Origin of the sequence: Salinisphaera aquimarina (genome assembly GCF_042643355.1) — a bacterium.
GTDB lineage: Bacteria > Pseudomonadota > Gammaproteobacteria > Nevskiales > Salinisphaeraceae > Salinisphaera > Salinisphaera aquimarina.
The window spans coordinates 300,298-325,031 of sequence record NZ_JBHRSS010000001.1 but is presented as its reverse complement, the minus strand read 5'-3'; the positions used below and the strand labels follow the sequence as shown (position 1 = coordinate 325,031).

Here is a 24,734-nt window from a genome sequence, read left to right as displayed (position 1 = left end):
TTCAAAGGCTGTGCTAGTGTGCAGCGCGCCAGCCTTGGCGAAGACATTCCATTCCTATTAGCGTGAGTCGATGAGCCGCAACCTCGTCATTGTAGAATCGCCGGCAAAAGCCCGGACGATCGAAAAATATCTGGGCAAGGACTACGAGGTTCTTGCCTCGTACGGTCACGTGCGCGATCTGATCCCGAAGGAGGGCGCGGTAGACACCGCGCACGACTTCGCGATGCGCTACGACGTGATCGACCGCAACGCCAAGCACGTCGAGAAGATCGTGCGCAGCCTGAAGAAGTCGGACGCGCTGCTGCTCGCGACTGACCCGGATCGGGAAGGCGAAGCCATTGCCTGGCATCTGCTCGAGTTGCTGCGCGAGCGCGGCCTGATCGGCGACAAGCATGTCGCCCGCGTGGTCTTTCACGAGATCACCAAGAAAGCGGTCGGCCACGCGGTGGCCAACCCGCGCGAGCTCTCCAACGACCTGGTCAACGCCCAGCAGGCACGCCGGGCACTGGATTATCTGGTCGGCTTCAACCTGTCGCCGCTGCTATGGCGCAAGGTCCAGCGCGGCCTGTCCGCCGGCCGTGTGCAATCGCCGGCCCTGCGCCTGATCTGCGAGCGCGACGCCGAAATCGAAGCGTTCGTGCCCGAGGAATACTGGAAGATCGAGGCACAGGTCGAAAAGGAAGCGGCCGCGTTCACCGCGCGCCTGTATCAGCTCGGCGGCGAGAAGGTCGGCCAGTTCACGGTCAACAATCAGGGCAGCGCCGACGCCGCGTTCGAGACACTGACGAAAGCCGCCAACGGCGAACTGCGCGTGGTCAAGGTCGATCGCAAGGAACGCAAGCGCAACCCGGCGCCGCCGTTCACGACCTCGACCCTGCAGCAGGAAGCCGCACGCAAGCTGGGCTTTACCGCCAAGCGCACCATGCGCACCGCGCAGAGCCTGTACGAAGGCGTATCGATCAACGGCGAGGAAGCCGCGGGTCTGATCACCTACATGCGAACCGACTCGGTCAATCTGTCGGCCGACGCCATCGTCGAGATGCGCGCCATGATCGGCTCGCGCTACGGCAACAAGAATCTGCCGGACAGCCCGCGCAGCTTCAAGACCAAATCCAAGAACGCGCAGGAAGCCCATGAGGCAATCCGGCCGACCACCAGTACGCGCATCCCGGACGAGATCAAGGCGAATCTCACCAGCGATCAGGCGCGTCTTTACGAGCTGATCTGGCAGCGCACGGTTGCCAGCCAGATGGTGCACGCCCTGTTCGATACGGTGGCCGCCGATCTGGCAACCCGCGACGACGACAGCCATCTATTCCGCGCCTCCGGTCGCACCCTGCGCGAGCCCGGTTTCCTGGCCGTCTACAAGGAAGGCAAGGACGAGCCCGGCGACGACGATTCCGACAAGCGCCTGCCGCATCTCGAGGAAGGCGAGACGCTCAAGCTCGCCGAGATCGTGCCGACCCAGCATTTCACCGAACCGCCGCCGCGCTTCACCGAAGCCGCGCTGGTCAAGACACTCGAGGAATACGACATCGGCCGGCCGTCGACCTATGCCTCCATCATCTCCACGCTGCAGGATCGCGAATACGTGGAGATGGACGGCAAGGCCTTCATGCCGACGCCGCTGGGCAAGATCGTCAACAAGTTCCTGACCGATCACTTCACCCGCTATGTGGACTACGAGTTCACCGCCAAGCTCGAGGACCGTCTCGATGCGGTCTCGCGCGGTGAAGAACAGTGGCAACCGCTGCTGCGCGAGTTCTGGGATCGCTTCTCCGAGCAGGTCGAATCCAAGCAGGATCTGTCCCGCGAGGAAGTTGCCCAGGCGCGCGAACTGGGCACCGACCCGGACTCCGGCAAGCCGGTGATCGTGCGCATCGGCCGATTCGGGCCGTTCGTGCAGATCGGCACCAAGGACGACGAGGAAAAACCCAAGTTTGCCGGCCTGCGCAAGGGCCAGGACATGGACAAGATCACCCTCGACGAGGCGCTGTATCTGTTCAACCTGCCGCGCGATCTGGGCGAAACCGCCGAAGGCGAGCCGATGGTCGCCAATATCGGTCGCTTCGGTCCCTATGTGCGCTACGGCAAGAAGTTCGCTTCGCTCAAGGAAGACGACCCGTACACGATCACTCCGGATCGCGCCAAGGAAGTGGTCGCCGCCAAGAAGGAAGAAGACGCCAAGAAGCTGATCAAGCACTTCGAGGCCGAGGGCATCAAGGTCCAGCACGGCCCGTTCGGCGTCTATATTACCGACGGCAAGAAGAACGCCAGCGTGCCCAAGGATCAGGAGCCGGCGGATCTGACCCTGGAACAATGCCAAGAGATCATCGCCAAGGCGCCGGAGAAGAAGAAGCGCGGCCGCAAGGGCGCGGCCAAGAAGCCGGCCGAGAAGACCAGCAAGGCGGCCTCGGCCAAGAAGACGACCGCCAAGAGCACGCCGGCCAAGGCAAAGACCGCGACCAAGAGCAAGACCACGGCCAAGCCGGCGGCCAAGAAAGCCACGGCCGCCAAGAAGACGACGGCCAAGAAACCGGCGGCTAAATCACCGGCCGGCAAGACATCGGGCGGCACCGGCGCCTGACGCGTACGCTGCGCTTTTCGTTTTAAACGGTAATCGGGTCTGTCGATGTCTGTGTCCAGAAATCTGTCGTCACGCGAGTCGGCCCACCGGCTGCGCCGTGCCGCGCGCATCCTGCGTGACGGCGGCGTTCTCGCCCACCCCACCGAAGGCGTCTGGGGCCTGACCTGCGACCCGCTGCAGAGCGACGCCGTGCTGCGCGTGCTCGCACTCAAACAACGCGACGCGGCGCGCGGGCTGATCGTGATCGGCGCGAGTGCCGAACATCTCGCCCCGTTCGTCGATCCCGACGCGCTTGATGACTGGCAGCGCGCCGCCGCCTCCTGGCCGGGGCCCACGACCTGGCTGTTGCCGGCGCGCGCCGAAACACCCTGGTGGCTGACCGGCGAACACTCGACCATTGCCCTGCGCCAGACCGCCCATTCCGGCAGCGCGGATCTGTGCAATGCCTTCGGCGGCCCGCTGGTTTCCACCAGCGCCAACGTCTCCGGCCGGCCGCCGGTACGCTCGGCTTGGCAGGCCCGCGCCCGCTTCGGTGATGGGCTCGATTTCGTGCTCCACGGGCGCCATGACCATCCCGGTGTACCGAGCCAGATCCGCGACGCAGCCAGCGGTCGCATCCTGCGCGGCTGATCGCATGCCCAGCGATCACGTCGATGCGGATGCGGTCATCCGTTATTTTCGCGAACTGCAGGATCATATCTGCGCACGACTGGGCGCACTCGAACCCGATACCGCATTCGAGATCGATGCCTGGCAACGCCCCGCCGGTGGCGGCGGCGATACCCGCGTGCTCGCGGACGGCGCCACGTTCGAGCGCGCCGGAGTCAATTTCTCGCGCGTGACCGGCGACAACCTGCCGGCCTCGGCGTCGGCGCGCCGACCGGAACTGGCCGGGCGTTCGTTCATCGCCAGCGGCGTATCGGTGGTCGCCCATCCGCGCAATCCCTACGCCCCGACCGCGCACGCCAATGTGCGGTTCTTCATCGCCGAGAAAGAAGGCGAAGCGCCGGTCTGGTGGTTCGGCGGCGGCTTCGATCTGACCCCCTACTACCCGTTTCGCGAGGACGCCGTGGCATGGCACGAGGCCGCACAGCGCGCCTGCGATGCCCACGGCCCGGATCTGTACCCGCGCTTCAAGCAATGGTGCGACGAATACTTCTATCTGCCCCACCGCGACGAGACCCGCGGCGTGGGCGGCCTGTTCTTCGATGACTTCGACGAACTCGGCTTCGACGACTCGTTTGCCTTCGTTCGCGACGTCGGTCAGGGCTTCATCGATGCCTATCAGCCGATCCTCGAGCGTCGACGCGATCGCGAATACGGCCAGCGCGAGCGTGATTTCCAGCTCTATCGGCGCGGCCGCTACGTCGAGTTCAACCTGGTCTACGATCGCGGCACGCTGTTCGGCCTGCAATCGAAAGGCCGCACCGAGTCGATCCTGATGTCGATGCCGCCGCTGGCATCGTGGCAGTATGGTTACACGCCGGCCCCGGGCAGTCCGGAGGCCGCGCTCTACGACACCTATCTCAAGCCGCAGGACTGGCTGACTCACGGCTGACGTCAATACATGCATATCACGCTCACGGAATTGCGCTACCTGGTAGCGCTCGACAAGGAACGCCACTTCGGCCGTGCTGCCAAGCGCGCGTTCGTGAGCCAGCCCACGCTGTCGGTCGCGGTCAAGAAGCTGGAAAGCGAGCTCGGCGTGACCGTGTTCGAGCGCAACCGCGGCGAGGCTCGGGTCACGCCGATCGGCCGGCGCATCATCGAGCAGGCCTATCGCGTGCTCGGCGAGGTCAGTGCACTCGAGGCGGTAGCCGAACAGGGGCGCGACGAACTCAAGGGCGCGCTGCGCCTGGGCGTGATCTATACGGTCGGCCCGTATCTGCTGCCCCACCTCATCCCCAAGCTGCGCGAGTCCACCCCGGACATGCCGCTGATCATCGAAGAGAACTTTACCGGCACCCTCACCCAGCAGCTGCGCAACAACGAGCTCGACGCGGTGATCGTGGCCATGCCCTACGAAGTCGCGAGCCTGTCGACCTGGGCGCTCTACGACGAATCCTTTGTCGTGGTGATGCCGCAGAACCATGCCTGGACCGCGCGCACCGAGATCGACGCCAACGACCTGGCCCAGGAGGAACTGCTGCTGCTGGGACCCGGCCATTGTTTTCGCGATCAGGTGCTGGAGCTGTGCGCGGACTGTCGCGACCGTGAAGGCCAGGGCCAATCGCAGGCAGGCTCCAGCCTCGAAACCATTCGTCACATGGTCGCCAGCGGTCTGGGCATCACGGTGCTGCCACGCTCCTCGATTCCGGGGCTTTCCGAGGAGTCGCGGCTGCTGGAAACCCGACCCTTCGCCGGCACCTCGCCGACCCGGCGCATCGCCATCGCCTGGCGCAAGAGCTTTCCACGGCCCAAGGCGATCAACCTGCTGCGCGATGCGGTGATGAACTGCGACCCCAGCGGGGTGACGCTGCTCGCCGACGAACAGGCATGGAACGTGGATGACGACGTCTTCGTCACCGGTCCGGTCTAAGCCACGGCCGCCTGCGTTACACTCGCGGCACGTGTTTCGCTCCAGCCATCAATTTGTCATGCGTCTGTTCCTGATCGCCGGGCTGTGCCTGCTCACAGCGACCGCCCAGGCTGCCACGCCGGCCCAACGCAGCCTCTTCCGTGATGCTTTGGCCGCCGCCCAGCAAGGCACGCTCGGCAACGAGCAGGCCGCCCTGCGCCAGCTGCAAACCTATCCGCTCTACAACTACATCAGCGCCGCCGATCTGCGCCGACAGCTGGATCGCGGTGCGAATAGTGCGCTCGACGACGAAATCGAGGGCTTCATCCGCGCCCATCCCGATCTGCCCCCTGCCGAGAGCCTGCGCCGGAACTGGCTGCCCAGCCTGGCGCGGCGCGGCCGCTGGCAGACGCTGCTCGACAATACGGATGACGACGACAGCACAACCAACAGCTGCCGGGCCGTCAATGCCCGGATAAAACTGGGCATGAATCCACGCCAGGCCGCGCTCGATCTGTGGCGCGTGGGCCGAAGCCAGCCCGATGCCTGCGACCCGGTGTTTGCCTGGCTCGACCAGCAGGGCCTGATGGGCCCGGATGAAATCCTGAGGCGCGCGCGTCTGGCCGTGGTCAACGGCCAATACGGGCTGACGCGCTATCTCGGGCGTCAACTGCCGGACAACCTCAAGGCGCTGACCGAGCAGTGGCTGGCGGTGTCGGAGACCCCGACCAATCTCAGCTACAGCCGTAATCTGGACGGCGACGTCGCCGTACATGCCTTCAAGCGGCTGGCGCTGCGCGATCTCGACGCGGCCGCCGATCTCCTGCCGGTGCTCGCCCAGCGCCTGAACCTGGACGCGACCCAGCAGTTCGAGATGAAACGCTATGTCGCCCTGCTCTATGCTCAGAACCACGAATCGCAGGCGCTGGCCTGGTTCGCGCGCATCGACCCGGCCCGCATGGCCGACGACGAACATGCGCTGGGCTGGGAGATTCGCGCGGCGATCTATCAACAGCGCTGGCCGCTGGTGATCGAGGCCATCCGCAAACTGCCGCCGAGCCTCGCCAACGACGAGGAATGGCGCTACTGGCACGCACGCGCGCTGGCCGAGACCGGCAACGACAGCCAGGCCAACGCGATCTTCGAGCCGCTGTCGCGTGAACGCTCCTACCACGGCTATCTGGCCGCCGACGCGCTCGGGCGCGATTACAGCCTCAACGAACGGCCCCTGCCCCGCGACGCCGCGGCCGCCGCCCGCGTGCAGGCCAATCCGGCGCTCGCGCGCGCCGATGAACTGCGCGCACTCGGCATGGATCACGCCGCCGGCCTGGAGTGGAACGCGCTGACCCGCGATATGGACAAGCCCGCCCTGGCCGAGGCCGCGCGTATCGCCTATCAATGGCAGTGGTATTCACGCGCGATCATCACCCTGGCCAAGGCCGACTACTGGGACGATCTGGATATTCGCTATCCCACGCCCTACAGCGACGCGGTTCGCCGCTTCGGTGACGACAACGGCCTCGACCCGGCCTATGTGCTGGCCATCATCCGCACCGAATCGCTGTTCCAGCCGCAAGTACGCTCCTCGGCCGGCGCGGTCGGTCTGATGCAGCTCATGCCCGGCACGGCACGGCTGGTCGCCCGCCAGATGGGCACCGCCACGCCGCCGTCGAGCGCGCTCGGGGTTCCGGAGATCAATATCCAGCTCGGCACGCGTTATCTCGCCGACATGCTCGCACGCTGGAACGACAACATCGCCCTGGCCACGGCGAGCTACAACGCCGGCCCCAATCGAATCGCGCGCTGGCTGCCGGCCAAGCCGATGGACCCGACCATCTGGATCGCCAACATCCCCTATACCGAAACCCGCGGCTACGTGCAGAGGGCCATGTCGCACATGACCGTATTCCAGCAGCGGCTGGACGAAGACATCGTGCCGCTGGACACGCGTATCGACACGATCCAGAGCGGCTACGCCGACCCCGGCAGCCTCAACTGATCGTGGACCGGTATCTGGTCGGCGGTGCGCTGCGCGACGAACTGCTGGGTCTGACCGTCGCCGACCGCGACTGGGTAGTGGTCGGCAGCACGCCCGAAGCGATGGTCGAGGCCGGCTATCTGCCGGTCGGGCGCGACTTCCCCGTATTCCTGCATCCGCAGACGCGCGAGGAATACGCCCTGGCGCGTACCGAACGCAAGTCCGGACGCGGCTATCACGGGTTCGTCTTCCACACCGGCGAGGACGTCAGCCTGGAAGACGATCTGATCCGGCGCGATCTGACCGTCAACGCGATCGCCCGCGCCGCCGACGGCACGATCATCGATCCCTACGGCGGCCGCGCGGATATCGATAACCGCGTCCTGCGGCATGTCTCGGACGCATTCGTCGAAGACCCGGTGCGTCTGCTGCGTCTGGCGCGCTACTACGCGCGCTTCGGGCCACTGGGTTTCCGGGTGGCCGACGAAACCATGGCGCTGCTGCGCTCCATGGTGGCCGACGGCGAGGTCGACCATCTGGTGCCCGAACGGGTGTGGGCCGAGACCGAGCGCGCGCTCATGCACGACGAACCGCAGCTGTTCTTCTATCTGTTGCGCGAATGCGGCGCGCTGGAACGCTTGTTTCCCGAACTCGATGCCCTGTTCGGGGTGCCGCAACCGATCCGTCATCACCCGGAAATCGACAGTGGCGTGCACACCCTGCTGGTACTGGGCCAGGCCGCGGCCGCCGATGCGCCGCTGGCCGCCCGCTACGCCGCGCTGTGCCACGACTACGGCAAGGCACTCACGCCGGCCGATATCCTGCCGGGCCATCGCGGCCACGAAGAACGCGGCGTCGAACCCGCCGATGTCTGCAGCCAGCGCCTGGGCGTGCCCAGGGCTCTGCGCGACGCCGGGCGCCTGACCGCGCGCTGGCATACCCATATCCACCGCATGAAGGAACTGCGGCCCGCGACCGTGCTCAAGCTGCTGGAAGGCATCGATGCCTTTCGCCGGCCGGAGCGCCTGGATACGTTGCTGACGGTGTGCGAAGCCGACGTGCGCGGACGTCTGGGCTTCGAGCAACGCGCCTACGCACAGCCGGCACTGGCGCGCGCGGCCTTTGATGCGGCCAACACGGTGACCGCGAAACCGCTGGCCGAAGCCGGTCTGCGCGGCCCGGAAATAGGCAAAGCGCTCAAACGCGAGCGCGTGCGCGCCATTGCCGCGGCACTGGCCTCAGCCGATGGGCGTGCCAGCCAGAGCCGCTCTTACTAGACCCTATTAACGTTAGCGCTAACCCGACCAGCCAAACACCGCGAACAGGAACAATCCCAGCAGCACGCGGTAGATCACGAACGGCATCATGCCGATCGATTGCAGCATGCGCAGGAAATAATGAATCGCCACCAGCGCGCTGACACAGGCGAGCACGGCCGCGATGCCCAGCTGGCCCCAGGCCGTCGGCGCACCGGCGTCGAGCAGTTTCAGCACTTCGAAGGAGATGGCCGCGGCGGTGATCGGAATCGCCATGAAGAAGGACACGCGCGCCGCCGCCTGCCGGCTCAGACCCGCTGCGCGGCCGCCCATGATGGTCATCCCCGAGCGCGACGCGCCCGGAATGATGGCGATGGCCTGCAGCAGACCGATGCCCAGATATTCACGCCAGCCCAGATCCGTGGCCACCCGGTCGCGGCGCGACCGCGCATCGGCAACACCGAGCAGCACACCGAAGACAATGCTCGTGGTCGCGATGATGCCCGGCACCCGCAGCATGTCCTCGCCGAGCATCCCGATCACCAGACCGAACACAAGCGCCGGAATCGTGGCGAGCAGCAGGCCCCAGGCCATGGTGACGTCGACATCGCGTCGACCGCGGGACATCGACTGGACCCAGGCCAGCCAGAGCAGCGCCACGTCGCGACGGAAATACACGATCACCGCCACCAGCGTGCCCAGATGCATGGCAAGATCGAAACCCAGACCCTGGTCCGGCCAGCCCAGAAAATGCGGCACCAGAATAAGGTGCGCGGAACTCGAAATAGGCAGGAACTCGGTGATGCCCTGCACCACGGCGAGCACCACCATCTGATACCACTCCATACGCGTATCCGATACGGGAAATTGAACAGCACAGCGACGGCGGCCGATACGGCCGGCGCGAAACTATACCGCGAGGCCGACTCCTTGTCTGAAACGAATAACTCACGATCGACCACCGAATATGTCCTCGTGACCGGCGCCAATCGCAACATCGGCGCCCACCTGGCCCACCGGTTTCTCGACGACGGCTACGGCGTGGTGGCCCACTACCGCAGCACCAGTGATGCGATCAGCGCCCTCGCGCAGCGCGGCGCGATTCTGATCCAGGGCGAATTCCATGACACACAGAGCTGTCTGGCGATCGCGCGGCGTATCGACGACATCGCCGGCGCACTGCGGGCGATCGTGCACAACGCCTCGGCGTTCGGCCCGACCCGCGACGAACCCGAAGCGGCCGGCAGCCAGTTCCAGGCGTTCTTCGACGTGCACATGCGCGCGCCCTATCTGCTCAACACCCGGCTCGCGCCGCAGATGCAGGCCAGCGCCGAGGCGCCGGGCGATATCATCCACATCACCGATATCTATGCCGACAACCCCGGGCCCGAATACGATATCTACTGCGCGACCAAGGCCGGTCTGCAGAATCTGGCGCTGTCGTTTGCAAAACGACTCGCGCCGCGGATAAAGGTCAACGTCGTCCAGCCCGGCCCGGTCAGCTTCGAGGACTGGCACAGCGACGCCAGCAGGGACGAGGTGCTCAAGTCCACTCTGCTCGAACGCATGGGCACACCGGAGGCGATCTACAAAGCGATACGCGCGGTCATGGACAACGACTTCCAGACCGGTGCGGTGATCGCCGTCGACGGCGGTCGTCGTCTCGGGCGCTGAATCGGCTCGTCAGAGCGTCAGGCGCACGTCGCGATGGAGCGCGATCTCGGTCAACGGCTGATCGCGCGCATCGAAAGCACGCCAAAGATCGGCATAGGTCTCGCCGCTGACCGGATGTCGGGCCTCGGGCACGAGTTCGGCCAGCGGTCGCAGCACGAAGGCGTATTCGAGGATATCGGCGCGCGGAAGACACAACGCCTGGTCATCGATGATCTTGTCGCCGTAGAGCAGCAGATCGATATCCATGGTGCGCGATGCGTACTTCTCGGAACGATCGCGGCCGCAGGCGGCCTCGATGTCGCGCAGCTCGCTCTGCAGCGCATGCACTTCGGCGTCGTTGTCGAAGCCCACCACCAGGTTGACGAAATCGGCACCGTCGAAGCCCACCGCGGGGCATTGATAGATCGGCGAGACGCACAGCGTGCCAAAGCTCTTCTCGAGCAGATCCAGAGCCAGCGGAATATGTGCGTGGGGCTGGATATTGCTGCCCAATCCTACGAATACAGACGGTGATTGGGCAGCGTTCATGTGGCGCGCGACCTCGTAATGCGTATGCCGACGCCGGCCGCGCCGCGCAGCGCGCAGGGCTTGTTCAGGCGCAGTGAGACCGTGGTGACGTCGAATTCGTCCAGGATAAGTGCCGCGATGCGCTCCGACAGGGTCTCGACCAGCTCGAATTCGGCGGCCTCCACGAAAGCGATCACGCGCTTGGCCACCGATTTGTAATCGAGCGTCAGGGCGACGTCGTCGTCGGCCGCCGCCGCGCGTATATCGAAACCCATCTCGAGATCGATGACCACGCGCTGGCGAATGGTGCGTTCCCAGTCGTAGACGCCGATCACGGTGTCGACGCTGAGCTGGTCGATGAAAATGGTGTCCAAGAGAACTCCCCGGGCAACGGATGGCCGGCACAGAACGGCTGCAACCGGCGCATGGTTAACGTCTTGCGGCGCAAAGCTTAGCACCTGCCACGAGCAGGCCGGGCATGGCAGAATGCGGCGCTGGTCGGGGGTAGGCCCATCCCCGGCATACACTGATCAGGTTGTTCGACTCAAGATGCTGGCAGTACAGAACGCGCTCGGCCCGCTTTTCGTCCTGATTCTGCTCGGCGCGCTGCTGGGATGGAAAAAATATCCGGGCGGCGATTTCTGGCCGCGTGCCGAACGCCTGATCTACTACCTGCTGTTCCCCGCCCTGCTCATCCACACCCTGGCCACCGCCGATGTGGCAAGCGTGCCGGTCGTGCGCCTGGCCTGCGTCGTGCTCGGCGCGCTGCTGGTCTTTGCGGCCCTGATCTGGGTACTGCGTGCGCGCCTGAACCTCGACGACGCCGCGTTCACCTCTGTTTTCCAGGGCGGCCTGCGTTTCAATACCTATGTGGCCATTGCCGGTGCGGCCGCGCTGCACGGGCCGGCCGGCACCACTGCCGCGGCCGTCGCCATCGCGCTCATGGTGCCCACCGTCAACGTGCTGTGTGTGCTGTGCTTCATCGCCGCCGGCACGCTCGGCCGCGCCGGTGTGTTGAAGAGCCTGCTCGAGCTGATACGCAATCCGCTGATCGTCGGCTGTGTCATCGGTATCGCCCTCAACGCAACCGGCATCGGTCTGCCGGGCTGGAGCGCGCCCACGCTCGGCCTGATTGCGCGCGCCGCCCTGCCGCTGGGACTTATCGCCGTCGGCGTGGCGCTGCGCCCGGCCGCACTCGTGCGCAGCGGCCGTGCCTTCTGGTCGTCGACGCTGATCAAGCTGGTGCTGCTACCGGCACTTACGCTCATGCTCGCGGTCGTGTTCGGTCTGGACCCGGTCAGCCGCGACGTCGCGCTGCTGTTCACCGCCGTACCCACCGCGACCGCGGCCTATATCCTCGCGCGCCAACTCGGCGGCGACAGCGAACTGATGGCTGCGCTGATCACCGGCCAGACGCTGATCGCCATGCTCACGCTGCCGCTGTGGCTGGGCCTATTCAACTAGCGATCATCACGAATCGATTGGCCCCTCGTCGCGCGGTCGAACGCCCTATTCGGACGCGCCATAGCCTTGCACCTCGGTGATCCAATAGCGCATTGCGAGCGTGAAATCGCCATGCTAAAACGGAGTTTCAAAAAAACAGGCGTACGCGGCCACTGCCAGCCAAGCGCCATACAACCGTGCGAGGGAGATGACGATGAGGATTCATAGCGTCTGTAAACGGCGTGCACTCGGGTGGTGTGCGTGCGTCGTACTGGCCGTCGGTATCGCCGGCTGTTCCGACTCCAATTCGGATTCGTCGGTGGACGACGGCGGCGAAACGAACGCGCTGCAGCGTGAAACCGCGCAGGGCGCGGTGGTCGGCGTCGAGGAGGACCGCCAGCTGAGCTTCAAGGGCGTGCCCTACGCGGCCGCGCCCACCGGCGAACGCCGATTCGCGCTGCCGCAGCCGGCGCCGCGGCGCAGCCAGAGGCTGGCGGCCAACGCCTTCGGTTCGCCCTGCCCACAGGGCGGCGGCACCTTCGGCATCCCCTCCACGGACGAGGACTGCCTGTTTCTCAATATCTATACGCCCAAAGCCGACGGCAGTTACCCGGTGATGGTCTGGATCCACGGCGGCGCCTTCGTTACCGGCTCCGGCGGGGCCAACTACAATCCGTTGCGCCTCGTGGACAAAGACGTTGTGGTGGTGACCATCAACTATCGCCTCGGCGCGTTCGGTTTCCTGGCCCACCCGGCACTCACCGCCGCCAGCGAGGACGCCGGCTCCGGTGATTACGGGCTGATGGACCAACAGGCGGCGCTGCAATGGGTACAGGACAACATCGCCAACTTTGGCGGTGACCCCGACAACGTCACGGTATTCGGCGAATCCGCTGGCGGCCATAGCGTGCTGTCACAGCTGGCCTCCCCTGCGGCCGCGGGCCTGTTCGACCAGGCAATCGTGGAAAGCGGTGCCTATAGCCCAGGCCAGCGCACGCTGGCTCAGGCCGAGAGCCAGGGCCAGCAGATTGCGGACGCGCTCGGTTGCCGCGCCGATAGCGACGTCGCCGATTGTCTGCGCGATGCGTCAGTGGAAGATATCGTCGCCGCCCAGGCCGCGTTCGACTTCATTCCCAATACACGGCCGCAATTTCTACCGAACTCCATTGCCCAGGCCATCGGCAGCGGTGATTTCAACCGGGTGCCGGTGCTGGAGGGCACCAACCGCGACGAAGGCGAGTTGTTCATCGCCATCGACGAGCTCACGCGAGACGCAGCCTTCGGGCCGGACGATTATCGGCCGCGGATCGCGGCCGCGCTCGGCGCGCCCAAGGCCAGTGCCGCCGTCGATGCGGTGGCACAGGAATATCCGCTCGCGGATTACAGCGATACCAGCCATGCCCTGGCCGCGATATTCACCGACTCGACTTTCGCCTGTAACGGGCTGGCCCAGGTCGGCGCCCTGTCGGTGAACGTGAATACCTATGCCTATGCGTTCGCCGATCGCGGCGCGCCGAGCCTGTTGCCGCCGGCACCAAGCTTCCCCGACTACGGAGCAGCCCACGCCTACGAGATCAGCTACGTGCTCAACACCGAGGCGGCCATGCGGGAACGCGGCGCCGGCGACGATCAGATCGCCCTGTCCAACGCGATGATCGATTACTGGACCAGTTTCGCCAAGACCGGCGACCCGAATCCGTCAGCCGGCGACCGGCCGTTCTGGGAAACCTTCGCCAGCAACGGCAACTACCAGGAACTGGTCGCCCCCGAACCGCGGAGGCTGTCGAGCAGCGACTTCAGCGCACGCCATCACTGCGATTTCTGGCAGAGCTTCGGCGCACAGTAGACGCCAGACCCAATCACGGCGCCGCCGTCAGCGGCGGCGCCAGTGTGTCCAGCGACCAGCGCGGCGTCGCATCGGCGCTGGCAATGCCGGCGCGCATGTCATCGCGGCGCAGATAGCCCACCAGCGCAATCATGGCCGCGTTGTCGGTACAGAACTCGGCGCGCGGAAAATGCAGCGAGAACCCATCCGCCGTCGCACTGTCGTCGAGGGCGCGGCGCAAGCTGCGGTTCGCGCCCACGCCGCCGGCCACCACCAGCCGCGATACGCCGGTCTGCTTGAGCGCGCGCCGGCATTTGGCGACCAGCGTGTCGACCACTGCCTGCTCGAAGCTGGCGGCGATATCCGCCCGCGCCGCCGCGGTGGCCGGCGCCGCCTTGATCGCCAGCATCACCGCGGTCTTGAGCCCGGAAAAAGAGAAATCCAGCCCCGGTCGCTTGAGCATCGGGCGTGGAAAGGCATGCGCATCGGCCCGCCCCTGTTGCGCCAATGCGGCCAGCGCCGGCCCACCGGGATAACCCAGCCCCAGCATCTTGGCGCTCTTGTCGAACGCTTCCCCGACCGCATCGTCGAGGCTCTGGCCCAGCACCCGATAACGGCCGACGCCATCGACCTGTACCAGCAGGGTATGGCCGCCGGACACCAGCAGCGCCACGAACGGAAACTGCGGTCCGTCCGGCTCCAGCAGTGGCGACAACAAATGCCCTTCCATGTGATGCACGCCGAGTACCGGCAGATTGCGACTCATGCCCAGACCCGCGGCGATCGATGCACCCACCAGCAGCGCGCCGACCAGACCCGGCCCGCGCGTGTACGCGATTCCGCTCAGTTCGGGCCGGCCCGCGTCGTCGAGCACGCGCTCGATCAGCGGCGTCAGCTTGCGGATATGATCGCGCGAGGCGAGTTCCGGCACGACGCCGCCGTAGTCGGCGTGCAGTGCCACCTGGCTATGCAGGGCATGGGCTACAAGGCCGCGGTCGCCGGTATAGATAGCGGCCGCGCTCTCGTCGCAGGAGCTTTCTATACCGAGAATTGTCGTTTGTCTTTGCAAAAGGCGAGATCAGCGATTAAACTTCTGCGTCCTATTCTAGCGTCTGGGCATCCGATTGGCCCACAGCTGGATTCTTCGACACCGATAAATTCCCGGAGAGTGATTGCTCAATGCCTAGCGTACGCATCAAAGAAAACGAACCGTTTGAAGTCGCCCTGCGTCGTTTCAAGCGCAGCTGCGAAAAAGCGGGCGTTGTCACCGAAGTGCGCCGTCGCGAGTTTTTCGAAAAGCCCTGCCAGACCCGCAAGCGCAAGCGCGCTGCCGCGGTCAAACGGCATGCCAAGAAAATTCAGCGTGAGCAGCAGCGCTTCACGCGTCAGTACTAGATAAAGACGCGTAAAATATGATGTGCAAAACAGCGGCTACGGGCCGCTGTTTTTATTTGTTTCGCAGCGATTGACGAGGGAAAGCGCTTGAGTCTGAAAGCACAGCTACAGGACGACATGAAATCCGCCATGCGCACGCGCGACAAGGAGCGCCTCGGCGTGATCCGCATGCTCATGGCCGCCATCAAGCAGCGCGAAGTCGACGAGCGTATCGAGCTTGACGACGCCGCGGTGATGGCCGTGCTCGAGAAGATGATCAAGCAGCGCCGCGACGCCGAAACCCAGTACCGCGATGCCAATCGTCCGGAACTGGCGGACGCCGAAGCCGCCGAAATCGCGGTGCTGGAACATTATCTGCCCGCGCAGCTGTCCGATGCCGAGATCGATACCGCCATCGACACGGCCATCGCCGAAACCGGCGCCACCTCGATGCGCGACATGGGTCAGGTCATGGGCACGCTCAAGGCGAAGCTGCAGGGACAGGCCGATATGGCCGTTGTCAGTCAGCGCCTCAAGGCCCGCCTGCAGGGCTGATACGCGCTGATCGGGATTCATCACCGGCTGACAGCGATCGGCGCACGAACGCCGCAGCCACGCGTGCCGGGATAGAATAGGGTCATGGCCCGTATCCCGCAGGATTTCATCGACCAACTGCTGGAGCGCACGGATATCGTGGCGCTGGTGGACGCACGTGTCCCCCTGAAAAAATCCGGGCGCGAATACGCGGCCTGCTGTCCGTTCCACGACGAGAAGTCGCCCTCGTTCACGGTCTCGCCGGTCAAGCAGTTCTATCACTGCTTCGGCTGCGGCGTGCATGGCACCGCCATCAGCTTTCTCATGGAATACGACCGGCTCGAATTCCGTGACGCGGTCGAAGTGCTCGCCCATCAGGCCGGCCTGGAAATTCCACAGGACGCCCAGGCCAGCGAGCCGGCCGGCCCGCCCCGCGACCCGCTATATGACGTGATGGCCGCCGCCGATCGCTTCTTTCGCAATGAACTACGCCGCAATCCGCGGGTAATCGACTATCTCAAGCGCCGCGGGGTCAGCGGCGAAATGGCGAAACGCTTCGGCATCGGCTACGCCCCCGACGGCTGGGACGCGCTCACCCGGACGCTGACCGACAAGAACGCGGCCGACACCGCCGGCATGCTCATCAAGCGCGACAACGGCGGTTTCTTCGATCGTTTTCGCAACCGCTTGATGTTTCCGATCCGCGACACGCGCGGACGCACCATCGCCTTCGGCGGACGCACGCTGGGCGACGACAAGGCCAAGTATCTGAATTCGCCGGAAACGCCGCTGTTTCACAAGTCCGATCACATGTACGGCCTGTTCGAGGCGCGCCAGGCCCTGCGTGAACTGCCGCGCCTGATCGTGGTCGAGGGATATATGGATGTCATCGCCCTCGCCCAGAACGGCTTCCCGAACGCGGTGGCCACGCTCGGCACGGCGACCACGCAGTCGCATCTGACGACGCTGTTTCGGCATACCCAGGAAGTGATGTTCTGTTTCGACGGCGACGCAGCCGGCGTGCGCGCGGCACGCAAGGCACTGGATCAGAGTCTGCCGGTGATGCGCGGCGGCCGGCGGGTGCGTTTCCTGTTCATGCCCGAGGGCGAAGACCCGGACACGCTGGTGCGCGGCGACAATGGAACCGCTGTCTTCCAGCAGGCGATCGACGATGCACGACCCGCGTCGCATGTGCTCATCGACGCGCTTACCAGCGGCGCCGATCTCGCCTCACCCGACGGCCGCGCCGGCCTGATCGAAAACGCCCGGCCCTACGTCAATGCGTTGCCGCCCGAAGCGTTTCGCACCGAGCTGATCGGCGAGCTGGCGGGCATGGCCCGGCTGCCCGCCGACGACCTACGCCAGATGTACGCCCAGACCCCTGCAAAAACCAACCGGCCGGCCGATAATAAAACGAACAATAAAAACAAGGCGCAGGATATACGCGTCACCCAGGTCAGCCGTGCACTTGCGCTGTTACTGGCCGATACGACGCTGGCATCGGGCGTTGGCGATATCGCCGCGTTGCGCGAAAGTCATGTGCGTGGAGCCGAGATATTGACGCAGGCGATTGAGTTTTTCGCAAACAACCCAACTATTGCGGTATCGCGATGGCTCGAGCGCTATCGCGACCACAGGTTTTTCGACCGTTTACAGCAAATCGCAAGCACGACACCGCCCGGCAGCGAAGCGGCACGGGCACAGGAGTTCAACGAGGCGATCGCGCGCCTGAGCACACAGACCGCGAGCCGGTCGTCGTTGCGCAAGCGCTACGATGCGCTGGTCGCGCGTCTGGCCGAAGGCCCGCTGGGCAGCGAGGCCGCCCAGGAACTCGAACACGTGCGTCGCGAGCTACAGGGCACCCGCCACGACACGACATGAGCGGCTATGGACACCTTGACACCGACCTGTCGGAGTCGCGACGTCACGGTCGATTTGTTATAATGGACGGTTATCGCAGCGCGCGTCACGTCCCACGAGCAGCAGATCACACATGAGCAAAGACAAGAAATCACAGCTACGGCTATTGATTGCCCACGGCAAGCAAAAAGGGTATCTGACCTACGCCGAGGTCAACGACACCCTGCCGGACGATATCGTCGATCCCGAGCAGATCGAAGACATCGTCAACATGATCAGCGATATGGGCATCACGGTGCACGAGACTGCGCCGGAAGACGACAGCCTGCTGCTGAACGAGAACACCGTCAACGAGGACGATGACGACGACGCCGAGGAAGCGGCGGCGACGCTGGCGGCGCTCGACCCGCAGTTCGGCCGCACCACCGACCCGGTGCGCATGTACATGCGCGAAATGGGCACGGTCGAGCTGCTCGATCGTCAGGGCGAGATCCGCATCGCCAAGCGTATCGAGGAAGGCCTGGCCGAGATGATGTTCTCGCTGGCCTACTTCCCGGCCACCACCGGCCGCCTGGTCGAACTCTGGGGCATGGTCGAGTCACAGGAGAAGCGGCTTACGGACGTGCTGGTCGGCTTCGTCGACCCGGATACCGGCGATCCCATCGTCAGCGAGGAAGAAAAGGCCGCCGAAGAGAACGACGAGGAAGCCACGCCGGGCAACGATGGGCCGGACCCGGAAGAAGCCAAGACCCAGTTCAAGAAGCTCAAGACGCTGCACAACGCGGCGGTCAAGGCGCTGGACGAGCACGGCCGCGAGCACGAGAAGACCGAAGAGGCGCTGACCAAGCTGGCGACCCACTTCATGCGCTTCAAGCTCGTGCCCAAGGCCGCCGACGACCTGACCCTGCAATTGCGCACCACGATGCTCGATATTCGCAGTATCGAACGCGAAATGCTCCAGATCTGCGTGGGCGAAGGCGGCATGCCGCGTCGTGATTTCGTACGCCAGCTGCCGGAAAATCTCACCAGCGAGGTCTGGCTCGACAAGCTCATCCGTGCCAAGCGTCGCTATTCCTCCACGATTGCCGTGCGTCGTGACGAACTCGTGCGTGCCCAGGGCCGTATCCGCCAGATCGAAGCGGAGCACGGCCTGGTCGTCAATCACATCAAGGAAATCAACCGCAAGATGTCGATTGGCGAGGCCAAGGCCCGCCGCGCCAAGAAGGAGATGGTCGAGGCCAACCTGCGTCTGGTGATCTCGATCGCCAAGAAATACACCAATCGCGGCCTGCAGTTCCTGGACCTGATCCAGGAAGGCAACATCGGCCTGATGAAGGCGGTCGACAAATTCGAATACCGTCGTGGTTACAAGTTCTCGACCTACGCCACGTGGTGGATTCGCCAGGCCATCACCCGCTCGATCGCCGATCAGGCGCGCACCATCCGTATTCCGGTGCACATGATCGAGACGATCAACAAGCTCAACCGCATCTCGCGCCAGATGCTCCAGGAGATGGGCCGCGAGCCGACGCCGGACGAGCTGGCTGAACGCATGGAGATGCCGGAAGAGAAGGTCCGCAAGGTCCTCAAGATCGCGAAAGAGCCGATCTCGATGGAAACCCCGATCGGTGACGACGAGGATTCGCATCTGGGCGACTTCATCGAGGACATCAACGCGATCGCGCCGGACGATTCGGCCAGCGGCGAATCGCTGCGCGAGGCCACGCACAACACGCTCGCCAGCCTGACCCCGCGTGAAGCCAAGGTGCTGCGCATGCGTTTCGGTATCGACATGAACACGGATCACACGCTGGAAGAAGTCGGCAAGCAGTTCGACGTCACCCGCGAGCGTATCCGTCAGATAGAGGCCAAGGCCCTGCGCAAGCTGCGGCACCCGTCGCGGGCAACGTTCCTCAAGAGCTTTCTCGACGAATAGCTCGCCAGCGCTTCACAAGCCTGCAAGCCCCGGTGTCACGACCGGGGCTTTTTTTTGCATGCAGTATCGGCACACGTGACAGCAACCGCGCGGCCACAGCGCGCGTAAAAATTACGAGTTGCTTGGCATATCGACCCGGATGGAGACGCTTTCTTCCCCAACACCATGTCGGCCGCGGCGGTTGTCTTCACCCCCATGCCCGTCAATCCGTTTGCGTTCGGAATTTCGCCATTTCGCCGGGGGGCCGCTAAGATACAGCGGCACGGCTGATGACCCACAAAGAACAGCGTGACGAGGAGACTCCACTTTGAAGACAAGGTCGCTCACGCGTGCCTGCAAGCGCACCGCGTCGGTACTGCTATGCTCGGCATCGTTGCTTTTGACGGCAACACCCGCGGGCGCTGTGGATGTCGATGTCACGATCACGGGGCCCGACGGACAACCGCTCGAGTACGCGGCGGTCATGGCACGCTGGCCGGGCGCAACAAAGCCTCAGGCCAACCTGATTCCGGCGGTGATGGATCAGCGCAATCTGACATTCGTGCCGCATATGCTGGTCGTGCCGCAAGGCAGCCAGGTCGTTTTCCCGAATCAGGACAAGACCCGCCACCACGTCTACTCGTTCTCGAAAACAAAGACCTTTGACATCAAGCTCTATATCGGACGCCCGCAGCGCCCGATCACCTTCGACACACCCGGCGTCGTCACCGTCGGCTGTAATATCCATGATCAGATGCAGGCATTCATCGTGGTGAGCGACGATCCACGCTGGGCGATCACCGACGCGAACGGCCACGCGCGCCTCGCCGCCCTGCCCGATAGCACGGTCACCCTGTCGATATGGCATCCGTGGATGATCAGTGAGGACGCCCGTGTGACGCGGGTGCTTGAGCCCGGCACGCGCCAGGCGCGCATCACGCTGGATGTCGACCCACCGCCGACACCGCCGGCGTCAAGCGGTTCCTCCCTCCAGGATCGCTTCAACGAGTTGTCACATTAATGCCCCGGCGGTCGACGTTTCGTGCGCGACTGCTCATCACGATGCTCGGATTCGTGCTATTGGCGGAATTGGTCGTGGCCGCGGCAATTCTGCGCACCACCTATCAGCAAACGATTGCCCAGGCCCGCACCAGCCTCGAGGTGGGTGACCGCGTCCTCGACCAGCTGATGTCTCTCAGGGCAAACCAGCTACTGGCGACCGTCGATGTCCTTAGCTCGGATTTCGGTTTCAAGTCCGCGGTCGCCACCCATGACGGACCGACCCTGCGTACGGTTCTGGCCAACTTCGGCGACCGGGTGAAGGCCGATGTGGCGATGCTCGCGGCCCCCAACGGCCACGTCACGTCGGCGTTGCCCGGCAACATCGATGAAGACACCTCGGCGTTCCGGGATCTGCTTGCCAAGGCTCGAAAGAACGGCCGCGCCGCCGGGTTGGTGATGACCGGCAACCGCCCCTACCAGCTCGTACTCGCGCCGGTGAAGGCGCCGCGTCTGATCGCGTGGGTCGGCATGGGGTTCGCGGTCAATCAGCAGCTCGCGCGTCGGCTGGGTGAACTGACCGGGCTCGACGTCCAGTTCGTCGTTTTCGAACACGACGAACCGATCTATCGCACCGACACCGCCGCCGGCGAGAACGTCGCAGCCGCCACTGGCGCGCCACGAGACAATTTTCTCAGCAGCGAACATGTGATGCTGGACACCGGCACCACCCAGCTGCGCGTGGTGCTCAGCCTGGCGCGCGCGGACGTTTTGGCCGCCTACTACAAACTGGCGCGCAGTCTATTGCTTATATTTGTGGTGACGCTCGTTCTCAGCGCGCTGGTGGCGATCTGGCTGGCCCGCAACCTGAGCCAGCCGGTACGCGACCTGAGCGAATTTGCACAATCGGTGGCCGCGGGGGAATACCGACAGGCGCCACAGAGCCGTTCCATCGGCGAATTCGACGTACTCGCCGACGCACTCAACAACATGCAGGCCGCGGTGCGGCAACGTGAAAACCGTATTCGCCATCAGGCCACCCACGACGCACTCACGGATCTGCCCAACCGCGAATCGATCCGCGACGTCCTGCATGCATACTTCGAACGGGACCGGCCGTTCGCGGCCGCCCGTATCGGCATCCACGGGTTTGCCCGTATCAACAGCGCGCTGGGCTACCAGCTCGGCGACGAAGTACTCAAGCGAGTCGCCCAACGACTCCGGGCGGCCATCGCAGAGACGAGCGCCATCGGGCGCGTCGAAGGCAATGATTTTCTGCTGCTCATGCAGACGGATTCCAGCGAGCAGGCATTGCGACAGCGGCTCGAGCTGATACGCACGCAAGTGCAGATGCCGATCCACATACTGACCACCCCGGTGTCGATCGTGCTCGAGATCGGCGTGGTGGTGGCACCGCGTCTGGCCGCCGATGTTGAATCGATCTGGCGTCGCTCTGTGATCGCCCGTAATCATTCGCGCGCGGATCATGCGCGCACATCCTTCTATCAGGCGGGCATGGACGAGACGCGCATGCGCGAGCTCACCATCATTCAGGATCTCGCCCCGGCTCTCGAGAAGAACGCGCTCGATATCGCCTATCAGCCGAAAATGGTTCTCGAAACCGGTGCCGTGCGCCAGGTGGAGGCGCTGTCGCGCTGGACACACCCGAAACTGGGCGCGATCGGTCCCGATGAATTCATCGGCCTGGCCGAGCGTTCGGGCCAGATCAATCTGCTCACGCAATGGCTCGTGAGCAGTCTGACGCGGCAAATCGGCGACTGGCGCAAGCAGGGCATGACGCTCGGCGTGGCCGTGAATCTGTCGGCTGACGAACTCGCCGACGAATCGCTGGAACAGATGATCAATCCACTACTCGCGGCGGCAGGCTCGCCGAGCGACATTACCCTGGAAGTCACGGAGAGTTCGCTTCTGCGTGATCCCGCAGCCGCCATGGAAAATCTTCGACGGCTGCAAGTACGGGGCGCACGGGTGGCGGTCGACGATTTCGGCACCGGCTACTCGTCGCTGTCACAGCTCAAGCAGCTGAGCGCGAACGAACTCAAGATCGACAAATCGCTCGTACTCAATCTGGCCACCACCCCGGCTGATCAGTTCATCGTGCGCACGATCATCGACCTCGGCCATAAGCTGGGACTGGAAGTGGTCGCCGAAGGCATCGAGAACGAGACCACGTGGCAATATCTCGTACAACACGGCGCCGACCTGATGCAGGGATATTTTCTGGCCCGGCCGATGAGCGCCGAGGCGTTGCCCGAATGGGTATACAATCATCAATTAAAACAATCACGATGGTCCGCACAGACCATTCTCGGCGCGGGGGGACAGTCGCCGTGAAACACGCTCGATTACTGACGCTGCGGCGCCGCGCGAAGATCACCGTCCTGCTCTCCACAGCGGCGGTCCTGGGGCTGATGCCACTGCTCAGCGCGCATGCCGAGGGCAGCCGGCTCTGGGCCACCGGCGGCATCACCAATATCAACGGTAGCGCCGGCGGCGGCATCACCACATGGGCCGTGCTCAACGGCTACGCCAGCGATACCGAGACCACCGCGAATGCGAGCGTCTCGCACGTCGGCGTCGACGATTTCGGACTCAACACCGCCAGCATCGGCGTCAACTGGGCGAACCGGCTTGCCGTGACGGTGTCGCACAGCAAACTCGACGTCCAGCCACTGCACACCGATATCCGCCAACAGACCGTGGGGCTCAAGCTGCGCCTGGCCGGTGAAGCGCTCTACGACCGTTTCGGCCAATACAGCGCGGGCGTGCAATATACCCACAACAGCGATTTCGCCATCCCGCATGCACTGGGCGCACGCAACGACAGCGGCGTCGATTTCTACCTGGCTGCAACCAAGGTCGTCCTCGACGGTTTTCTCAGCCGCAACGTATTGCTCAATGCCACGGCGAGGGCCACACGGGCCAATCAGCTGGGCCTGCTGGGCTTCGGCAGCGAACACGACAACGGCTACGACCTCGTGGGCGAATTCAGCGCCGGCGTGTTTCTGAACCGAAAGTGGCTGGTTGGCGCCGAGTACCGGCAGAAGCCCAACAATCTGCAGACCGTGGATGAAGACGACTGGAAGTCCGTCTATCTCGTGTATGCGCCTTCGCGCTATCTGGCGCTATCGATGGCCTATGTCGATCTCGGCAGCATTGCGGGCCTGGACGACCAGAACGGCTATTTCGTCTCTCTGCAGACCGGTTTCTGAGCCATGTATGCATTCGCTGCGCTCATCCCACGCGTCCTGTTGGCATCGACCTGCGCGCTGGTCCTGATACTGCTGGCCGCCTGCCAGACGGCCCCGAACAACACCGATTGGCTCTATCGCCAGCTCGGCGAACGCGACGGCATTTCCCGGCTCAACGAGACATTCCTGCTCAACATCGCCAGAGATGATCGAATCTCACCGATATTCGAAGACACCGACATCATCCTGCTGCACAAGCGCCTCACGGAGCAATTCTGCGTGCTGGCAGGCGGCCCCTGCACCTACGGCGGCGAGAGCATGTACGACGTGCACCGGGATCTGCACCTGACTAGCACCGATTTCAACGCACTCGTCGAAGACCTGATCAAGGCAATGGAAAGCGAACAGGTATCCGTGGCAGCGCAGAACCGCCTGCTCGCCCTGCTCGCCCCGATGCGCCGGAACATTGTCGGCACCCAACCGCCACCACCGGTCGAGATGGAGACCTCCGGAGTTGGCGACCTGCCCCTCTCCGGTTATAGTGCGTCGCCTTAAGGGCCTGTAGCTCAGTTGGTTAGAGCAGGGGACTCATAATCCCTTGGTCGTTGGTTCGAGTCCAACCGGGCCCACCATCTTGCCTCTGTCGGTTGTGCTTTTCTGAAGCCGTACAACCGACGGGCGCAGTCGGCGTTCCGCCCCACCTTCGGCCGCAGCGTGGCTGCGGATTCGCGGCCCATATCAATCTCACCTCGATCAGGCTTCGCCCCTGGTCACATGATTACTCGTGCGCTGATTTCCGACGCCCCCGATTACGCAGCCCCCCCTGTCGCCGACTGCTGGCCGCGCGGCCGCAACGGGTAAAGGCCGGCACATCTCTTCTAACAGTCCTCGTACAAAGCCGAACCGCCACCGACGGGTCGAGCCTCTGTATGTGGGTGACGCTATTGCACCGTCAAGCAACAACTTGGGCGCCGACGCCAACACCGCGTGCCGATTGCTGAAGCGTGTGCGCCATACGCTTCTGTATTCTTTTGGATACATTAGTATAAAAT

Annotated in this window: 20 protein-coding genes, 1 tRNA gene and 1 pseudogene; 18 read left to right on the top strand and 4 right to left on the bottom strand. The window is 64.3% G+C overall.

Annotated elements, in window-relative coordinates; all coding sequences use genetic code 11:
- Positions 1–70 precede the first annotated feature (70 nt).
- The 6 genes from ACFOSU_RS01470 to ACFOSU_RS01445 are packed head-to-tail and all read left to right on the top strand — an operon-like array spanning position 71 to position 8,360.
- The gene (locus ACFOSU_RS01470) at positions 71–2,587 is read left to right on the top strand and encodes a DNA topoisomerase I (RefSeq protein WP_380685729.1); all 2,517 of its coding nucleotides are present in this window, start codon (positions 71–73) and stop codon (positions 2,585–2,587) included.
- Between the two features lie 45 nt (positions 2,588–2,632).
- A complete protein-coding gene (locus ACFOSU_RS01465; RefSeq protein WP_380685727.1) occupies positions 2,633–3,217 on the top strand; it encodes an L-threonylcarbamoyladenylate synthase in 585 nt (194 codons plus the stop codon).
- Between the two features lie 4 nt (positions 3,218–3,221).
- Complete coding sequence (gene hemF / locus ACFOSU_RS01460; protein ID WP_380685725.1) at positions 3,222–4,145, top strand: oxygen-dependent coproporphyrinogen oxidase; 924 nt, start codon at positions 3,222–3,224, stop codon at positions 4,143–4,145.
- Positions 4,146–4,160: 15 nt separating this feature from the next.
- Positions 4,161–5,126: a hydrogen peroxide-inducible genes activator gene (locus tag ACFOSU_RS01455; protein ID WP_380686438.1), complete on the top strand. Its 966-nt coding sequence runs from the start codon at positions 4,161–4,163 to the stop codon at positions 5,124–5,126.
- A gap of 58 nt (positions 5,127–5,184) precedes the next feature.
- Positions 5,185–7,104 carry a transglycosylase SLT domain-containing protein gene (locus ACFOSU_RS01450; RefSeq protein WP_380685723.1) on the top strand — a complete coding sequence of 640 codons (1,920 nt, stop codon included), beginning with the start codon at positions 5,185–5,187 and terminating at the stop codon, positions 7,102–7,104.
- 2 nt (positions 7,105–7,106) lie between these two features.
- Positions 7,107–8,360: a multifunctional CCA addition/repair protein gene (locus tag ACFOSU_RS01445; RefSeq protein ID WP_380685721.1), complete on the top strand. Its 1,254-nt coding sequence runs from the start codon at positions 7,107–7,109 to the stop codon at positions 8,358–8,360.
- Positions 8,361–8,378: 18 nt separating this feature from the next.
- Here ACFOSU_RS01445 and ACFOSU_RS01440 read toward each other — a convergent pair whose 3' ends face one another.
- Positions 8,379–9,185 carry an undecaprenyl-diphosphate phosphatase gene (locus tag ACFOSU_RS01440; RefSeq protein WP_380685719.1) on the bottom strand — a complete coding sequence of 269 codons (807 nt, stop codon included), beginning with the start codon at positions 9,183–9,185 and terminating at the stop codon, positions 8,379–8,381.
- 84 nt (positions 9,186–9,269) lie between these two features.
- On the opposite strand from ACFOSU_RS01440, the gene ACFOSU_RS01435 reads away from it, so the two are divergent.
- On the top strand, positions 9,270–10,013 hold the full coding sequence (locus tag ACFOSU_RS01435; protein WP_380685717.1) for an SDR family oxidoreductase: 744 nt from the start codon (positions 9,270–9,272) through the stop codon (positions 10,011–10,013).
- 9 nt (positions 10,014–10,022) lie between these two features.
- Here ACFOSU_RS01435 and folK read toward each other — a convergent pair whose 3' ends face one another.
- Positions 10,023–10,541, bottom strand: coding sequence for a 2-amino-4-hydroxy-6-hydroxymethyldihydropteridine diphosphokinase (gene folK, locus ACFOSU_RS01430; RefSeq protein WP_380685715.1), 519 nt, complete (start codon positions 10,539–10,541; stop codon positions 10,023–10,025).
- Positions 10,538–10,894 carry a dihydroneopterin aldolase gene (folB, locus tag ACFOSU_RS01425; RefSeq protein ID WP_380685713.1) on the bottom strand — a complete coding sequence of 119 codons (357 nt, stop codon included), beginning with the start codon at positions 10,892–10,894 and terminating at the stop codon, positions 10,538–10,540. The genes folK and folB overlap by 4 nt, the downstream gene beginning before the upstream one ends.
- 175 nt (positions 10,895–11,069) lie before the next feature.
- Here folB and ACFOSU_RS01420 point away from each other — a divergent pair, with 175 nt between their 5' ends.
- Both ACFOSU_RS01420 and ACFOSU_RS01415 read left to right on the top strand, forming a co-directional pair.
- Positions 11,070–11,984: an AEC family transporter gene (locus ACFOSU_RS01420; protein WP_380685711.1), complete on the top strand. Its 915-nt coding sequence runs from the start codon at positions 11,070–11,072 to the stop codon at positions 11,982–11,984.
- A gap of 193 nt (positions 11,985–12,177) precedes the next feature.
- Positions 12,178–13,809 carry a carboxylesterase/lipase family protein gene (locus ACFOSU_RS01415; protein ID WP_380685709.1) on the top strand — a complete coding sequence of 544 codons (1,632 nt, stop codon included), beginning with the start codon at positions 12,178–12,180 and terminating at the stop codon, positions 13,807–13,809.
- 13 nt (positions 13,810–13,822) lie between these two features.
- On the opposite strand, the gene tsaD is transcribed toward ACFOSU_RS01415, so the two are convergent.
- Entirely contained in the window at positions 13,823–14,857 is a 1,035-nt protein-coding gene (gene tsaD / locus ACFOSU_RS01410; RefSeq protein ID WP_380685707.1) for a tRNA (adenosine(37)-N6)-threonylcarbamoyltransferase complex transferase subunit TsaD, read from the bottom strand.
- A gap of 110 nt (positions 14,858–14,967) precedes the next feature.
- On the opposite strand from tsaD, the gene rpsU reads away from it, so the two are divergent.
- The 9 genes and pseudogenes from rpsU to ACFOSU_RS01365 all read left to right on the top strand — a co-directional run bounded on the left by rpsU (position 14,968) and on the right by ACFOSU_RS01365 (position 24,314).
- Positions 14,968–15,183, top strand: a complete 216-nt coding sequence (gene rpsU, locus ACFOSU_RS01405) for a 30S ribosomal protein S21 (RefSeq protein ID WP_380685705.1) — start codon at positions 14,968–14,970, stop codon at positions 15,181–15,183.
- 87 nt (positions 15,184–15,270) lie between these two features.
- Positions 15,271–15,717, top strand: a complete 447-nt coding sequence (locus ACFOSU_RS01400; RefSeq protein ID WP_380685703.1) for a GatB/YqeY domain-containing protein — start codon at positions 15,271–15,273, stop codon at positions 15,715–15,717.
- Between the two features lie 84 nt (positions 15,718–15,801).
- Complete coding sequence (gene dnaG / locus ACFOSU_RS01395; RefSeq protein ID WP_380685701.1) at positions 15,802–17,577, top strand: DNA primase; 1,776 nt, start codon at positions 15,802–15,804, stop codon at positions 17,575–17,577.
- A 112-nt stretch (positions 17,578–17,689) separates the two neighbouring features.
- Positions 17,690–19,492, top strand: coding sequence for an RNA polymerase sigma factor RpoD (rpoD, locus tag ACFOSU_RS01390; protein ID WP_380685699.1), 1,803 nt, complete (start codon positions 17,690–17,692; stop codon positions 19,490–19,492).
- 307 nt (positions 19,493–19,799) lie between these two features.
- Positions 19,800–20,492 (top strand): methylamine utilization protein, encoded by a 693-nt coding sequence (locus ACFOSU_RS01385; protein WP_380685697.1) that lies wholly within the window; start codon positions 19,800–19,802, stop codon positions 20,490–20,492.
- A 74-nt stretch (positions 20,493–20,566) separates the two neighbouring features.
- Positions 20,567–22,825 carry a putative bifunctional diguanylate cyclase/phosphodiesterase gene (locus tag ACFOSU_RS01380; RefSeq protein ID WP_380685695.1) on the top strand — a complete coding sequence of 753 codons (2,259 nt, stop codon included), beginning with the start codon at positions 20,567–20,569 and terminating at the stop codon, positions 22,823–22,825.
- Complete coding sequence (locus ACFOSU_RS01375; RefSeq protein WP_380685693.1) at positions 22,822–23,703, top strand: DUF3034 family protein; 882 nt, start codon at positions 22,822–22,824, stop codon at positions 23,701–23,703. The genes ACFOSU_RS01380 and ACFOSU_RS01375 overlap by 4 nt, the downstream gene beginning before the upstream one ends.
- A 3-nt stretch (positions 23,704–23,706) precedes the next feature.
- A pseudogene (locus tag ACFOSU_RS01370) lies at positions 23,707–24,156 on the top strand (group I truncated hemoglobin); the annotation flags it as partial.
- A gap of 81 nt (positions 24,157–24,237) precedes the next feature.
- Positions 24,238–24,314: transfer RNA gene (locus tag ACFOSU_RS01365), tRNA-Ile, on the top strand.
- Positions 24,315–24,734: the final 420 nt, after the last annotated feature.

Bases quoted from the DNA above. Each gene is read 5' to 3' on its own strand.
- ACFOSU_RS01470 (WP_380685729.1), top strand. From the start codon at position 71: ATGAGCCGCAACCTCGTCATTGTAGAATCGCCGGCAAAAGCCCGGACG.
- ACFOSU_RS01465 (WP_380685727.1), top strand. From the start codon at position 2,633: ATGTCTGTGTCCAGAAATCTGTCGTCACGCGAGTCGGCCCACCGGCTG.
- hemF (WP_380685725.1), top strand. From the start codon at position 3,222: ATGCCCAGCGATCACGTCGATGCGGATGCGGTCATCCGTTATTTTCGC.
- ACFOSU_RS01450 (WP_380685723.1), top strand. From the start codon at position 5,185: ATGCGTCTGTTCCTGATCGCCGGGCTGTGCCTGCTCACAGCGACCGCC.
- ACFOSU_RS01440 (WP_380685719.1), bottom strand. From the start codon at position 9,185: ATGGAGTGGTATCAGATGGTGGTGCTCGCCGTGGTGCAGGGCATCACC.
- folK (WP_380685715.1), bottom strand. From the start codon at position 10,541: ATGAACGCTGCCCAATCACCGTCTGTATTCGTAGGATTGGGCAGCAAT.
- ACFOSU_RS01420 (WP_380685711.1), top strand. From the start codon at position 11,070: ATGCTGGCAGTACAGAACGCGCTCGGCCCGCTTTTCGTCCTGATTCTG.
- ACFOSU_RS01415 (WP_380685709.1), top strand. From the start codon at position 12,178: ATGAGGATTCATAGCGTCTGTAAACGGCGTGCACTCGGGTGGTGTGCG.
- rpsU (WP_380685705.1), top strand. From the start codon at position 14,968: ATGCCTAGCGTACGCATCAAAGAAAACGAACCGTTTGAAGTCGCCCTG.
- dnaG (WP_380685701.1), top strand. From the start codon at position 15,802: ATGGCCCGTATCCCGCAGGATTTCATCGACCAACTGCTGGAGCGCACG.
- rpoD (WP_380685699.1), top strand. From the start codon at position 17,690: ATGAGCAAAGACAAGAAATCACAGCTACGGCTATTGATTGCCCACGGC.